Here is a 14,211-nt window from a genome sequence, read left to right as displayed (position 1 = left end):
GAGATGTCCCTGATGTCATTCAAGCTGTCATTGTCACTAATTCTACCATATTGGACAAGCTGAAAAACAGAAAGATCAAGAGATCTATAGCGGAAAGGAGTTTATTTTTTCCTTAAAATCTGACATTTCGACAACTTTTCTATGTGCTTTCCAGTTTTATTCCTGTATACTTGACTGGTAATACATAGGTTGTAAACATAAGGCATCTTCATAAGCTGCCTGCTGTACAGCATTATGTAGAGATTTTATGCCAATGGAGAGATTGTTATGCGACAAACGAGAGGAGAAGCTTCTCCTTCTGCAGTTTCGCTTGCTTTTAAATTTGCAAGTTTAGCAGTTTTATGTGTGCTGCTTTTGCTTATGGTGATTTTGGGTTATTCCAACAGTTCAACGAAAGCAAAGGAAGTCACTGTCACAACTAACGGACAGCTTCGAGATGAGAAGGAAAGCCTTAAGCTGAAAAACGACTCCCCCGATCTGCTGATAAAACATCTGCAGACAAAGCAGGACATGGGAGATAAAACGGTTTACTTAACCTTCGATGACGGCCCGTCAGCCTTTACAAACCGCTTGCTCGATGTACTGAAAAGCGCTGATGTAAAAGCGACGTTTTTTATGCTGTCACCGCGGATGAACGAATTCAAACAAGCTGTGAAAAGAGCAGAAAAGGAAGGCCACGCACTCGGTTTACATGGCGTTACCCACAATAACAGATTATTCTATCAATCACCGACATCTCCGTTAAAAGAAATGCAGGAGGCGCGTGACACGCTGCAGGACATTACAGGATATAAAACCGCTCTTGTCAGAACGCCCTACGGAAGCAAGCCGTCACTAACCCCCTCACAAATCCGCAATCTTGAGAAAGACGGTTTTGTGTACTGGGATTGGACGATTGACAGCATGGACTGGAAATACCGAAATTCAAAGTATGTGACGGCCGTGTTAGAGCAGCTTGAAAATATGGAACAAAGCTCTTCAGGCCGCCCGAATGTGATTCTCATGCATGATCTTCCCGCTACCGTAAACGCGCTGCCGGTACTAATCAATAAATTAAAAGAAAAAGGCTATTCCTTCGGAGTGTTAGAGGACACAATGGTTCCTGTTCATGAATAAAAAAGTGAGGCGCATAAGGCGGCTCACTTTTTTATGCCCAAACTTCGGGCAAACTCGCCGATTTTTTGATGGATGACCATGTCAAACAAGCTGTCGCAATACGTTGGTTCAAGGTTTATGATGACTTTCTTCATGCCGGGAATCAGACTTGCATCCTCAGGCACAAATCTAGCCGGAGCCACTTCGAGAGACGTGCCGATAACCAATAAAAGATCTGCTTGATCCAGCTTTTCATAAAGGGTGTCAAAGTGCATGACGGCGTCGCCAAAGAGAACAACATCGGTTTTTAATACCGTTCCGCAAATGTCCCCATTGTTTCCGGCCGCCGTGCACTCCGGCACCTCCCGCTCCAGCAAATGGGGAAGATCATATCGGGCGCCGCATGCCGGACAAGCTGCTGTCTGGATAGAACCATGCAGTTCGTATACATGCCTGTTCCCCGCTTTTTTATGAAGACCGTCAATGTTTTGCGTAAAAATATCGACCTGCTTCCCTTGCTTCTCCAGCTCAGCTAAAAGCAAGTGTCCTTCATTCGATTCAAAGCTGCCGCTCATTTTCATCTGGAACAATTCTTTGAATTTGGGCCAAAACAGACGCGGATGACTTGAGAAATAATCAAGGCTCATCGCTTCCATTCTTGAGGCATCTTCCGTCCAAATGCCCCCTGCTGAACGAAAGTCGGGAATCCCTGATTCTGTGCTCATTCCCGCTCCTGTCAGCACAACAATTCTCTGTGCTTCATGTAGAATATTTTTGAATGCTTCCAACTCAACACCGCCTTTTTCTCTTATTTTACCATGAAAAAGACTCCGCCTCTGTCAGACGAAGTCTCTCTTTTAAGCCCGTTCCTTTTCCTCTTTATTTAGATTCACCTGGAATGGGTCGCTTTCGTGCTTTTGCTTGACAACAACCATTTGGCCGGGATATGCAAACTGGACACCTTCTGCACCTAAAATCTCAATAATTTTATAGTTGATATCCTCTCTAATATTAAGGTTTTCAGCCCAAACTGTCGTTTTTGTATAGAAGTTAAAAAATAAATTGTAGTAGCTGTCGGCAAACGTATCAAAGTTGACCATGATTGTTTCATTATCAACGCCCTCATGCTCTAAAAGCATTGTTCTGAGAGAATGAATGGAGCGTTCAAGGTTCTCAATCGGCGTAGCGTAGGACACATGGATGGAAAACGTAATCTGGCGTTTGGTCATTCTTGTCCAGTTCGTGATCGCTTCCATCGACAGCGTAGAGTTCGGCACCGTTACAAGCGCCCCCTGTGCTGTTCTGAATCTCGTGCTCCTAAAGGTAATATCCTCGACTGATCCTGTTACTGTCGACGTCTCCACCCAGTCACCAATTGTAAACGGCTTTTCAGTAATAATGATAATACCGCCGAAGAAGTTGCTGATGGTATCCTTCGCGGCAAGCGCAAAAGCCAGTCCGCCAAGACCAAGGCCCGCTACAAATCCGTTTACATCATAATTGAATTCCTGAGCGATCACACTGACACTGAGCGCAATGATCACAAAACGGAGCAATTTGGATAAAAACGGGGCCAGAATGTCATCCATGTCAAGCTCGAAGCGCTGGTTCACCTTATGGAAGATAAACGACGATGTTGCGGTCAAATTACAAAGACCCCAGCACAAGAGCGCCACAATCAGTGAGCGGTATATTTTGCTGATGACCGACATTTGCTCATCTAAAAACGGTGAATACCGGATCGCTAAAAACAGCCCAAGGGCAACAAAAAACCATCTGGCCGGCTTATCAAACGCCAGAACCACCTGTTTAAAAATTTCTGTTTTCGGCCGGTTTGTCAAATTAAAAAGCAGGTTAAAGAAATATCTTGTGAATAATTTTCTAAGTATAAGAAACACCAGCAAAATCGCCAAGCTGATGCCGATTTGAATGATGATATCAAGCGTAAAATACTGCTGCAGATAATCCGGCATGACTGTCTCCCCTCTATCCCAATCAATTGTTTATTATACTAAAATATTCGTAAAGATGTTCATTTAAATGTCTTTTGCAGCACAAAACCCCGGCGAAACGCCGGGGTCATTTCTCAATTCATCTATCAGCCAGATTCAATAGGGACAGTCACTTACCTTTTTTCGTTTGTGTCTGATCAAGGAGAGTTGCTTTTTGCATTTCAGCATCCGTTTCGGCTTTAATTCTTTCCTCCACTCTGATTCTCCCTTTTCCCATGATCTCGCCTCCTTTTTTGCTATTATAAAGGATCATATTTTGTTGTGAACATGTCGAAAGACCTAATTTTCTGACGAAATGTGTTCTGATACGCTGAGTGTCTTTTTTTAGTTATACGCATTCCTCAGCCCGGACCATTCCGATATGGCAGAAAAAATTCACCAGTTTGTATCGCGGTGCATATATGGTTTTGATACAATAACAGAAATGCCCATACGAGGAGCTGACTTAGCTTGTACATCATTGCCCATCGCGGAGCATCCGGCTACGCTCCGGAAAATACGATTGCCGCATTTGACCTTGCGGTGAAAATGAATGCAGATATGATCGAACTGGATGTCCAGCTTACAAAAGACAGGCAGATTGTTGTGATACACGATGACAGGGTTGACCGAACAACAAACGGATCGGGCTTTGTTAAGGATTTTACCTTGGAGGAATTGCAAAAACTCGATGCAGGAAGCTGGTACGGTCCCGCTTTTCAAGGAGAGCGTATTCCGACCCTGAAAGCGGTGCTCAAGCGCTACCACAAAAAAATCGGCCTTTTAATTGAACTAAAAGGCCATCCGTCTCAAGTCGGAATTGAAGAAGAGGTGGGACAGCTATTAGGGCAATTTTCTTTTTCTATCAATAATATTGTTCAATCCTTTCAGTTCCGCTCCGTCCAAAGGTTCCACGAGCTTTATCCTTCGATTCCGACAGCGGTCATTACAAGGCCCAACTTTGGCATGCTGTCCAGAAATCAGATGAAGGCCTTCCGCTCTTTTGCAAACTATGTCAATATAAAATACACACGGCTCAACCGTCTGATGATCGGCTCCGTCCATAAAAATGGCTTAAACATATTTGCATGGACTGTCAACAATCAAAAGACAGCGGCAAAATTACAAGCCATGGGCGTGGACGGCATCGTTACAGATTACCCGGATTTCATCATAAAGGATGGCAAACATGAAAATATATAGCGCGGTTTTTATCGGAGGCGCGCTTGGCGCCTGCCTCCGATACGGATTAAACTTATGGATACACACCGGTCAGTTCCCGGCGGCAACCTGGCTGGAAAATGCGGCAGGCAGCCTTCTATTAGGCATTTTGACCGGATTTTTTATGATCGGTGCAAAACGGCCTCTGCTGTCGGCTTTTTTAGGCACCGGCTTTTGCGGAGGCTTCACAACAATGTCCACGTTTTCTAAGGAAACAGTGATGCTTTTGCAAGGACAACCCTCATTGGCTCTTTTATATGTGGCAGCCTCATTGATATCAGGGATCATATTTGCACTGATTGGTGTTTTTGCGGGACGGCGCATAGCAGGCATTCAGCAAAGAAAGGGGCTGCAGGAAAGATGACACTAGCGGGTATTTTCATAGGGGGCGGACTTGGCGCAATGCTTCGCTTCTGGCTTGGCAATGTCATAACCGCCAAAACCAAAGGTCTGAGCCTGCCCATTGGCATACTGACAGTCAATATTCTCGGAGCTCTCGGGCTCGGAATATTTACAGGACTTCACGTTACAAATGCTTCGGCCTCGCTTATCATCGGCACGGGGTTTTTTGGCGCCTTTACGACCTTTTCCACTTTCAGCGTTGAAAGTATTCAACTCCTTATGGCCAAACGTGTAATAGAAAGCATCTTGTACATCGCCCTGACACTTTGCGGGTCGCTTTTGGCATTTTGGTGCGGCTGGACAATCACAATGTAAAAAAACCTTGAGCTTATTTCTCGCTCAAGGTTGCACTGTTCAGCATCACAGGCTCGGGCAGCGGCAGCTTGTGGTGCGCCGTAATCCCGGTTGTGTTGCCGGCTTCTTCTTTTATATCGATTTGCTTGATTAATCGGCCGTCCATCTTCAGCACCTTTATCGTATATGAACCGATGCGAATGGATTCACCAGCCTCAATATCGATGTTTTCTTTTAATATCAGCCCGCCGATCGTATCGACGTCTTCTTGAATCGATGCGCCAAGAAGGCTGTTCACCTGATCGATCCGAACCTTTCCATCCATCACATAATGGCCGTCGCCAAGCTTTTGGATCAGCGGCTGTTCATCTTCATCAAATTCATCTCTGATCTCTCCGACAATTTCCTCAAGAATATCCTCTGTCGTCACAAGTCCCGAGGTTCCTCCGTATTCATCCGACAATATAGCCATATGAATGCGCTCGCGCTGCATTTTAATCAGCAAGTCATGAACCGGGATCGTTTCAATCACTTCGATGACCGGCCTCACATACGGATGGATCGTCATCTTCATTCGTTCTTCTTCTGTCATAAACAGCAAATCAGAAAACAAATGCTTCGTATTGACCAAACCGATCACACTGTCTTTGTCTCCATCTGTGACTGGCCAGCGCGTGTATTTTTCCTTCAGCATGACTTCAAGCATCTCGGCCATCGTCATCTCAGTTGACACAGCAGCCATTTCCTTCCGCGGTATCATAATTTCTTTGGCGATCCGATTATCAAATTCAAAAATCTTATTCACATATTTATATTCAGACGGATTAATCTCTCCGTTTTTTAAACTCTCAGATAACAGCATCCTGAGTTCTTCCTCAGAATGGGAACCATCATGTTCTGACGCAGGCTTCAAACCGAACATCCCGCATAAAAGCCGCGCCGATCCATTGAGGATCCAAATAAACGGAAACAGGAGCAAATAGAATAAACGCAAAGGGCCCGCTATCAGTAAAGTCAGCTGTTCTGCCTTTTGAATCGCGACCGTTTTCGGGGCCAGTTCACCTACAACAACGTGCAGGAACGTGATCAAGCCGTACGCGACTGCAAAAGAGACTGCATGTGAAACCGAGTCCGGCAAGCCGAGCGGTTCAAACAGTGGATGCAGCAGCCGTTCAAAGGCCGGCTCACCCAGTACGCCAAGCCCGATTGATGTCAATGTAATGCCTAGCTGGGATGCGGATAAATATTCATCCAAATCTGTAATGACACGCCTTGCGAGTATCGCCCGTTTGTTTCCTTCTGTGATAAGCTGATCTATTCTGGATCTCCTTACTCTAACAATCGCAAACTCGCTTGCAACGAAAAACGCGGTTAAAGCAATGAGCACGCCAATTAAAATCAGACTGTCAATATCGTCCATTTAACCCTATCCTCTCAACAAAGGATAAGGAGTCACCTCCTGATATAATCATTTTTCCTTAACATTGAGGTACGCGGTGTATTGTTGCCTAAGCAGAGGGCCCCATCATACCACCTCCAAAAGTCAAAGTTTGATTATAAATTGTATATTTTATTGTAACACAACTCATTCCAAAAATGATTTTTAATTTTTAGACTTTTATCATGAGGAAAGCCTTAACTGCATGCCTGCTTGTCAATTCTGCGCCTGTCTGGATTGGAAGAGGAAGGATTTTGCGGATATAAAAAGAAAACAGCCTTGAAAACTGTTTTCTTTTCTTTGCCTTCTTAAGCAAAATCTTTATATAAAGAAATGAAAATGTCCCGTGAGTTTTTAATCTGCTCGATCGGCACACTGAAGGATAATCGGAAATGCCCGCTCATTCCAAAACCGCTGCTCGGCACAATTAATAATTTGTATTTTTGGGCGGCATGCACGCAAAATGCAACTTCATCTTCAATCGGCGATTTCGGAAAAACAAAGAAACCTCCCTTTGGCATTTCAAATTCAAAACCAGCTTCTTTTAAAATGTCTACCATTAAATCCCGGCGCTCTTTATAAGCGCTCGCGTCTACTCTTAAATCATCCATTCGTGCCACAGCCCGCTGCATCATGACAGGGGCATTCACAAATCCAAGCGTTCGATTACAATACACAAAAGCGTTGATCAAAAGGTCCGCATCCGGCATTCGGCTGTCCAATCCGATATACCCGAGTCGCTCCCCGGCTATGCCGAGATCTTTACTGAATGAGCTAGCCAATATCACACGATGGTACGATTGAAACGGATTTGCCAGCTCTTCATCATAGATTAATTGACTGTACGGTTCATCAAACAGCACATAAATCGTCTGGCCGCTCTTCTCTTCTATTTCTTTTAATAAAGCGCCTAAATCGTCTATATTTTTCTGGCTGAGAACCGTGCCTGTGGGGTTATGCGGTGTATTGAGGATCAGCCCTTTCGTCTGTGGAGTGATCGATTGCCTTACCGCTTCAATGTCGATCTCAAACCGGCTTGTCAACGGGCAGCTGACGGCTTTTCCCCCGTAGTTCTCAATATACAACTTATATTCGGCAAAATAAGGTGCAAGAATAATGACCTCTTCCCCAGGGTTTACGATGCTTTTTAACGCAACATTCAAAGCGCCTCCCGCGCCCACCGTCATGACGATACGCTCCGCTGAGAAATCAGCTTCAAAACGCGACCCCAGAAATTGCGCGACTTTTTCTCTCGCTGCAGGAAGCCCTTGGTTTTGTATGTATCCGTGGCTGCCTTTTTCAGCTTCCTCTATTAACGCTCTCTTAAAAGCTTCAGGCGGTTCAACAATCGGGTTGCCGAGTGAAAAATCAAATACCTGGTCTTCCCCGAACTCCTTCTTCAGCCTTGCACCTTCATCAAACAGCTTGCGAATCCATGATCCTTTATTTAAGTTTTCTTCAACTTCCCGGGATAACCCAGCCAATTTCATCTGTCCCTTCCGCATATAAAAATTTGAAAATTCTATCTTCCTATGTTACTTCAATCAGATGATGAATTCCACAACTTCCAATTCCGGTCTAAAAAAACAATAAACTTGTGCAAGACACCATTCATATATTAAACTATTCTCATAACTATAACGTGATGGTTGGGAGGGATATAGATGGGGCTGAGACTTATCGCATCAGTGAACTAGCGGCACTCGCCGGAGTAACGAAACGGACAGTTGATTATTATACGAATCTTGGTCTGCTTACGCCGGCCAGATCCTGTTCAAATTACCGTTACTACGACGAAAATGCACTCAAACGACTTATATTTATTGTAGATTGCAAGAAGCAGCGATTGGCCCTGTCCGATATTAAAGATCGACTGGAGAACCAGTTTCCCTCTTCAGCTAAACTTGATGATGAAATTGGAAATCTGGCATTAGAAATTGATCATATGAATCAAAACATCTCCGGAATCTTGCATCGGTTTGAACGGCTGAAGCCCGAGGATCGTGACAAGCTGAAAAGCAAACTCCCGCCTGAAAAGCTCGCCGTGTTCCAATCATTTATGCTGCTGTTAAGTTAAAACCATTTTATCTAACAGGAGGTGTTACCTTCATTCTCATTGCTAGAGTGAAGGTTCTAATTGGACATAGTGAATTTGATTTTAGTTGCTGTTTTAATCGCCCTGACGGCATTTTTCGTGGCATCTGAGTTTGCCATTATCAGAATCAGAGGCTCACGGATCGATCAGCTGATCGCGGAAGGAAATAAAGCAGCAATAGCCGTAAAAAAAGTGACCACGCACCTTGATGAATATTTATCTGCGTGTCAGCTCGGAATTACATTGACTTCCATCGGATTAGGGGTTTTAGGTGAATCAACGATTGAAAGGCTGCTTCACCCGCTTTTCGTACAAATGAACGTTCCAGGTTCCCTTTCACATGTCATATCGTTTATTTTTGCGTATGCCATTATCACGTTCTTACACGTTGTTGTCGGAGAACTTGCACCTAAGACAGTCGCTATCCAAAAGGCGGAAGCAGTGTCTATGCTGTTTGCGAAACCGCTGATTTGGTTTTACCGCATCGCGTTCCCATTCATTTGGCTTTTGAACAATTCTGCACGGTTATTGACCAAAGCATTTGGCCTGGAGACCGTTTCAGAAAACGAACTGGCTCACTCAGAAGAAGAGCTGCGTATCATTTTGTCTGAAAGCTATAAAAGCGGTGAAATCAACCAATCAGAGTTTAAATATGTGAATAAAATCTTTGAATTTGACGACAGGCTCGCGAAAGAAATTATGATTCCGCGGACCGAAATTGTCAGCCTTCCGCATGATATCAAGATTTCTGAAATGATGGACATCATTCAGATTGAAAAATATACCCGCTACCCTGTGGAAGAGGGCGATAAAGATAACATTATCGGGGTTATTAACATTAAAGAAGTGCTGACCGCCTGCATAAGCGGTGAGGTATCTGTTGATTCCACCATTTCTCAATTCGTCAACCCGATCATTCATGTCATTGAATCTGCGCCAATCCAAGACCTGCTTGTCAAAATGCAAAAAGAGAGGGTCCACATGGCCATATTGTCTGATGAATACGGCGGTACTGCCGGGCTTGTGACGGTTGAGGACATCATTGAGGAAATTGTCGGTGAAATCCGCGACGAATTTGATATTGATGAAATTAGCGAAATCCGCAAAATCGGCGAAGGCCATTATATTCTTGACGGAAAAGTGTTAATTGACCAAGTAAACGACCTGCTAGGCATTCATTTAGAGAACGAAGAAGTCGACACAATCGGCGGCTGGTTCCTTACTCAAAAATACGATGTTGAAAAAGATGATTCCATCATCGAAGAGGGCTGCGAATTCATCATTAATGAAATTGACGGCCACCACGTCGCATATATTGAAGTGAAAAAGCTTCAAGAAGAAGAACTTCTGGAGACAGCTAACCAGCAGGAAGCATAATAAAAAGCACCTTGTATAAGGTGCTTTTCTTATTTTCACAGTTTCAGGGCAATCTCTCAGAACGCCTTATAGCTGATCAAGTTTATTCTCTAGTTCTTTAATCCGCTGATTCAAAGCCTCTGTCATTGCTGCAAGTCTTTCCTTTGAAGGCAGGTGGGCAAAATCAGCCTGGTGAAGAGGCTCACCGATAATCAGCTTCATTTTTCCTTTTTTGAATAATTCTTTTCCGCTTGAAGGGCCCTGATATGCAGCGGGGACAAGCGGCGCTTTCCCCATTTGCGCAATCGTCACCGCACCTCTTTTCAAAGGCACATCCTCCGAGGTTCTAGTTCCGCTTGGGAAGATACCGACGATCTCTCCTTCTTTCAGCAGCTTAATCGGCGTTTTAATACTGCTTGGCCCGGGATTCTCCCGATCTACCGGAAAGGCATGAATTTTCTTCAGAAACGAACCGATCCATTTATTTTGAAAAAGCTCTTTTTTCGCCATGTAGTGTATTTGATAAGGAAGAATCCCGACTCCGAGTGTAATCACATCAACCCAGCCGGAATGTGTACACGCGATGACAAAACCTGAATCGGCCGGAAGGTTTTCTTTGTTATACACCTTCACTCCTCCGCGAAGAGAAAGAATAACTTTTAAAGCATTTGCACAAAACTTATACATATCGCACTTCCTTTGTCGTAATCAATGATTCTTTCTGTCATCTATTATAACAACATTTTTTATTACCTGGTACTAATTTTTAAGATTTCTCCCGTTAAAACGCCAAAAAGCTGAGGATTCGCCCTCAGCTTTTGTTATATTTCCTCTCTGGTCGGCGGGGCCATAAACTCCGGTCCGACAGGGTCTGATATCGCATTTTCCAATATAGTATTGATATCTTTCTGATCTTCACTGTTCAGCGTCCAGCCTGTAATCTCAGATAGGGCCTCAAGCTGCCCAGGCTTTCTTGCTCCCCAAAGAGCGATATCCGCTCCCGGCTGATCTAAGATCCATCTGACAGCCAAGTGAATCACTGATTTTCCATAACGTGTCTTCGCCAGCTTATCCAATTGATTGACAGCAGAAAGATACTCTTTAAAGCGGGGCTTCTGGAATTTTGGATCGTGATTACGCAGATCATCGCCCTCAAATGTATACTCTTCGGTCATTTTGCCTGTTAACAGCCCTCTGCATAAACTGCCGTATAATAATGTTGTTATCTTGTTATCTTTCGCATAAGGAAGAACACTCTCTTCCATCTCTCTTTCAAACAGATTATATGGAGGCTGAATCGTATGGAGAGGTGCGACGGCGCGAAATGTATCCATTTGCTCAATTGAAAAATTGCTGACGCCAATCGCCCGGATTTTTCCCGCATCATATAATTCCTTCATGACTTCAGCCGTTTCTTCAATTGGCACAAGCGGATCGGGCCAATGCACCTGATAAAGATCAATATAGTCTGTTTGAAGCCGCTTCAAAGAATTCTCAACTTCCTCTACAATTCTCGCTCTGTTCGCATGGCGGAACAGCTGGTTGTTCTTCCAGTCCAGAGCCGTTTTCGTTGCGAGAATCACCTGGTCTCTTTTGCCGTACTCTTTGATTGCCTTTCCGACAATTTCCTCGGACTGCCCGAAGCCGTAAGCCGGTGCGGTGTCAATCAGTGTAATCCCCTGATCAAGAGCGGCGCGGATTGTTTCAATCGATGTTTTTTCGTCAGTGCCTCCCCACATCGTTCCGCCAATGGCCCATGTGCCGAGGCCGATTCTGGAGGCTTCTATTCCTGTATCTGCTATACTGGTATATTCCATTGTGCCACTCCTTCACTATCTTTTCCCCTCTGGAAAAAATGTTAAACATTTCTCCGCACTATCTTTTGCGGGCATTTTTGGGTACTATATAGTAATGGTGTTTGATTAGGTATAAAAAAGCCGTTTGCATGTAATGTGCAACTTTAAACCTTTCTTATGCGTGTATAACATAGAGGGGAGAAAAGGCAGTGACGATCGATGAAATTTACCAAATGTACATGAATGATGTTTACAGGTTCCTGCTCTCCATGACAAAAGACAAGCATCTTGCTGAAGACTTACTGCAGGAAACCTTTATGCGGGCATACATACACATTCACTCCTATGATCACAGCAAAGTAAAGCCCTGGCTTTTTCAAGTGGCGCGAAACGCCTTCATTGATTACGTCAGAAAGCATAAGAAAGAAGTAACCATTTCTGATGACTTAATCGGAAGCCTCTTTCAAAATGCTGTTCAAAGTCCTGCCCATCAGGTAGAGATAAAGGAAGTGCTGACTGGTTATATGTCCGAGCTCCCCGATAATTATCGGGAGGCCTTAACGCTATATTATTTAAAAGAGTTAAACTACAAAGAAGCATCCCATATTATGAATATTTCAGAGGCGAATTTTAAAAGTGTTTTATTTCGTGCCAGACAGCGGCTGAAAGCACTTTATAATAGAGGTGTTAATGATGAATGAAGAATTTAAAAAGCGTTTTGATCAATATAAAAATGGGGAAATGAGCGACCAGGAAATGACTGCATTTGAGGAAGAACTTGAGAAGCTCGAAGTATATCAGGAACTGATTGACAGCGAACTCGAGGACGATAACGATTGGGATCTCAGCATCAGTCCTGAAAAACAAAAAGCGATTTTAGCCTACGGCAAACGCAAGTCTTATTTGCGAATTTCTGTGCTTGCCGTCATTTCGACATTGATGATTTTGCCGCTTTGTACGCTGGGAAGCTACCTCTATTACGGAATGGGTGGAAAACACAGCACCGGCAATGAGTTTATGGAAACTGCCGCAGTCACTGTAGCCCTGACCATGCCGAATGTTCTTGTTGATACTTCCGGACTGAAAAGCCAAGTGAAGCTATTTGGGATGAATACGGAATTCCCGCTGCAAAAGCAGATTGGCACGAAGACGGCTGCCGTAGGGAATGAACGGGTTGAAATGTTTTATAACAAAGTAAAAGCGCCGGCAGTAAACTACTATGACTTAGAAGTGAATAAAACCGGCCATTACTTTACACATCCTTCAAACAAGTCTGAACAAACGACCGCAAAAGCAGAAAAAACGTTAAGCACATTGCCTGAAGGAACGGTATCAGAGGTCTACCTTTCATATGACCGTGCATATCCGACAAAAGACGTGTATAACAAATTCAAAGGCTATGATGTGAGCTTTTTGTGGAACGCAATCGAAACAGAGAAAAACACAAATAAGACAGCTTCCACAGAACCTCTTGGCTATCCTGGAAAGGATTCAAAGTTCTTGGCCGCCCTTAATACAAAAGGCAAGTCGAATGGCGATCAGTTTATCAACGCCCTGAAATTCATGTCCAAACACGAAAAATGGGCTCAGGTCATTTCAAAACGGAAAGACCTGAATGTAGATAACCGATTAGATTATGTAGAGAAAAACGGTGTCAATGTATACGGTTCGGTCGTTACAGGGCCAACCAAGGAAATCCAGCGCATGCTGAAAAATAAATCTGTAAAATCAGCGAATGTCGGCGAGGTGGAATTATGGAACTGGTAAGAATTTTTAAAGAACACAATGTATTCGGCTGGATCTCTGTCGGGACAGCGGTTCTGTCCCTGCTGTTGCTGAATTTGGCCATTATCAGCAACGTCACGTTTTATTCCTATCAAATGCTTCCGTTCGCCATGGCTGCCGTTCCGTTCGGCGTTGTTGAACTCTTCATCAAGAGAGGGCGCACAGGTCCAGGCCTGCTCGGCGTCATCCTTAATCTCTTTGTGATTATTTGTGTGTATACCATTGTATCTGTAGATACGAATTTACAGTTTGGCTTTTAAAAAAGACGCCTTTTCAGGCGTCTTTTTTTCATTACACCGGTTTTCGGAACAAATAACTTTCTATAGTAAAACCCATTTTATCTGTATAAAATCGATGTGCGTCTTTACGCTGAAGGCCAGATGAAAGACTGACAAAACCAAGTCCGGCTTTTCTCGCCCAGTCTGAGGCATAATCCAAAAGCATTTTGCCGTATCCCTTTGATCGGCAAGGTGCCGTTGTAACAAGATCCGCAATCCACAAGTGCTCTCCTTTATGAATGGAAACTCTCGGCAGAGCCCCGCACAGCGCTCTGATTGCTGTATTTTCATATAAGGCAAACAGCATATACGATTCTTTCTGCACACAGGCTTCAAGCCTTTGTAAATACGTCTCTATATCCAGTTCTGTTCTCAATTCACTCATAATCGGATACGACTCAGCCCATTCTTCTTTCGAGGTTAATTGTTTCATATGGATCATCTTCTCAATCCCCTTTCC

The 14,211-nt window shown here is 43.9% G+C and carries 17 protein-coding genes; 9 read left to right on the top strand and 8 right to left on the bottom strand.

Annotated elements, in window-relative coordinates; all coding sequences use genetic code 11:
- Nucleotides 1–267 precede the first annotated feature (267 nt).
- Nucleotides 268–1,116, top strand: coding sequence for a polysaccharide deacetylase family protein (locus tag NX903_RS04675; RefSeq protein ID WP_021479657.1), 849 nt, complete (start codon nucleotides 268–270; stop codon nucleotides 1,114–1,116).
- Between the two features lie 23 nt (nucleotides 1,117–1,139).
- Here the strand turns inward: NX903_RS04675 and srtN are convergent, their stop codons facing one another.
- From srtN to NX903_RS04660, 3 genes are all read right to left on the bottom strand, one after another.
- Entirely contained in the window at nucleotides 1,140–1,883 is a 744-nt protein-coding gene (srtN, locus tag NX903_RS04670) for a sirtuin NAD-dependent deacetylase (RefSeq protein ID WP_086343638.1), read from the bottom strand.
- A gap of 69 nt (nucleotides 1,884–1,952) precedes the next feature.
- On the bottom strand, nucleotides 1,953–3,068 hold the full coding sequence (mscY, locus tag NX903_RS04665; protein WP_086343637.1) for a small-conductance mechanosensitive channel protein MscY: 1,116 nt from the start codon (nucleotides 3,066–3,068) through the stop codon (nucleotides 1,953–1,955).
- 148 nt (nucleotides 3,069–3,216) lie between these two features.
- Nucleotides 3,217–3,324 carry a YhdX family protein gene (locus NX903_RS04660; RefSeq protein WP_009966908.1) on the bottom strand — a complete coding sequence of 36 codons (108 nt, stop codon included), beginning with the start codon at nucleotides 3,322–3,324 and terminating at the stop codon, nucleotides 3,217–3,219.
- 233 nt (nucleotides 3,325–3,557) lie between these two features.
- Here NX903_RS04660 and NX903_RS04655 point away from each other — a divergent pair, with 233 nt between their 5' ends.
- From NX903_RS04655 to crcB, 3 genes are read left to right on the top strand one after another with little or no spacing between them, the layout of a single operon-like run.
- Nucleotides 3,558–4,289 (top strand): glycerophosphodiester phosphodiesterase, encoded by a 732-nt coding sequence (locus NX903_RS04655; protein WP_086343636.1) that lies wholly within the window; start codon nucleotides 3,558–3,560, stop codon nucleotides 4,287–4,289.
- Nucleotides 4,276–4,671 carry a fluoride efflux transporter FluC gene (locus NX903_RS04650; protein WP_014479308.1) on the top strand — a complete coding sequence of 132 codons (396 nt, stop codon included), beginning with the start codon at nucleotides 4,276–4,278 and terminating at the stop codon, nucleotides 4,669–4,671. The genes NX903_RS04655 and NX903_RS04650 overlap by 14 nt, the downstream gene beginning before the upstream one ends.
- Nucleotides 4,668–5,024: a fluoride efflux transporter CrcB gene (crcB, locus tag NX903_RS04645; RefSeq protein ID WP_086343635.1), complete on the top strand. Its 357-nt coding sequence runs from the start codon at nucleotides 4,668–4,670 to the stop codon at nucleotides 5,022–5,024. The genes NX903_RS04650 and crcB overlap by 4 nt, the downstream gene beginning before the upstream one ends.
- A gap of 13 nt (nucleotides 5,025–5,037) precedes the next feature.
- Here crcB and NX903_RS04640 read toward each other — a convergent pair whose 3' ends face one another.
- Nucleotides 5,038–6,423 (bottom strand): hemolysin family protein, encoded by a 1,386-nt coding sequence (locus NX903_RS04640; RefSeq protein ID WP_029726332.1) that lies wholly within the window; start codon nucleotides 6,421–6,423, stop codon nucleotides 5,038–5,040.
- A 326-nt stretch (nucleotides 6,424–6,749) separates the two neighbouring features.
- On the bottom strand, nucleotides 6,750–7,931 hold the full coding sequence (locus tag NX903_RS04635) for a pyridoxal phosphate-dependent aminotransferase (protein ID WP_015383213.1): 1,182 nt from the start codon (nucleotides 7,929–7,931) through the stop codon (nucleotides 6,750–6,752).
- 155 nt (nucleotides 7,932–8,086) lie between these two features.
- On the opposite strand from NX903_RS04635, the gene cueR reads away from it, so the two are divergent.
- Both cueR and NX903_RS04625 read left to right on the top strand, forming a co-directional pair.
- Nucleotides 8,087–8,518, top strand: a complete 432-nt coding sequence (cueR, locus tag NX903_RS04630; protein ID WP_010886460.1) for a Cu(I)-responsive transcriptional regulator — start codon at nucleotides 8,087–8,089, stop codon at nucleotides 8,516–8,518.
- A gap of 60 nt (nucleotides 8,519–8,578) precedes the next feature.
- Nucleotides 8,579–9,913: a hemolysin family protein gene (locus NX903_RS04625; RefSeq protein WP_009966903.1), complete on the top strand. Its 1,335-nt coding sequence runs from the start codon at nucleotides 8,579–8,581 to the stop codon at nucleotides 9,911–9,913.
- Between the two features lie 66 nt (nucleotides 9,914–9,979).
- Here NX903_RS04625 and NX903_RS04620 read toward each other — a convergent pair whose 3' ends face one another.
- Both NX903_RS04620 and akrN read right to left on the bottom strand, forming a co-directional pair.
- Nucleotides 9,980–10,579: a 1-acylglycerol-3-phosphate O-acyltransferase gene (locus tag NX903_RS04620; RefSeq protein WP_003233335.1), complete on the bottom strand. Its 600-nt coding sequence runs from the start codon at nucleotides 10,577–10,579 to the stop codon at nucleotides 9,980–9,982.
- A gap of 134 nt (nucleotides 10,580–10,713) precedes the next feature.
- On the bottom strand, nucleotides 10,714–11,709 hold the full coding sequence (gene akrN, locus NX903_RS04615; protein ID WP_086343634.1) for an aldo/keto reductase AkrN: 996 nt from the start codon (nucleotides 11,707–11,709) through the stop codon (nucleotides 10,714–10,716).
- A 188-nt stretch (nucleotides 11,710–11,897) separates the two neighbouring features.
- Here akrN and sigM point away from each other — a divergent pair, with 188 nt between their 5' ends.
- Genes sigM through NX903_RS04600 form a run of 3 tightly spaced genes read left to right on the top strand, consistent with a single transcriptional unit; the run spans nucleotide 11,898 to nucleotide 13,733 of the window.
- Nucleotides 11,898–12,389, top strand: a complete 492-nt coding sequence (gene sigM, locus NX903_RS04610) for an RNA polymerase sigma factor SigM (protein ID WP_003224177.1) — start codon at nucleotides 11,898–11,900, stop codon at nucleotides 12,387–12,389.
- Complete coding sequence (locus tag NX903_RS04605) at nucleotides 12,379–13,455, top strand: anti-sigma factor (RefSeq protein WP_010886459.1); 1,077 nt, start codon at nucleotides 12,379–12,381, stop codon at nucleotides 13,453–13,455. The genes sigM and NX903_RS04605 overlap by 11 nt, the downstream gene beginning before the upstream one ends.
- Nucleotides 13,443–13,733, top strand: a complete 291-nt coding sequence (locus NX903_RS04600; RefSeq protein ID WP_003233341.1) for an anti-sigma-M factor — start codon at nucleotides 13,443–13,445, stop codon at nucleotides 13,731–13,733. Before NX903_RS04605 ends, NX903_RS04600 begins: the two co-directional genes overlap by 13 nt.
- 31 nt (nucleotides 13,734–13,764) lie before the next feature.
- Here NX903_RS04600 and NX903_RS04595 read toward each other — a convergent pair whose 3' ends face one another.
- A complete protein-coding gene (locus tag NX903_RS04595) occupies nucleotides 13,765–14,193 on the bottom strand; it encodes a GNAT family N-acetyltransferase (RefSeq protein WP_009966899.1) in 429 nt (142 codons plus the stop codon).
- Between the last annotated feature and the right edge of the window lie 18 nt (nucleotides 14,194–14,211).

Source organism: Bacillus sp. FSL R5-0576, from assembly GCF_038004765.1.
Taxonomy (GTDB): domain Bacteria; phylum Bacillota; class Bacilli; order Bacillales; family Bacillaceae; genus Bacillus; species Bacillus subtilis.
Note: the sequence above shows the minus strand (reverse complement) of the source record. Positions and strands in the feature narration are given on the sequence as shown.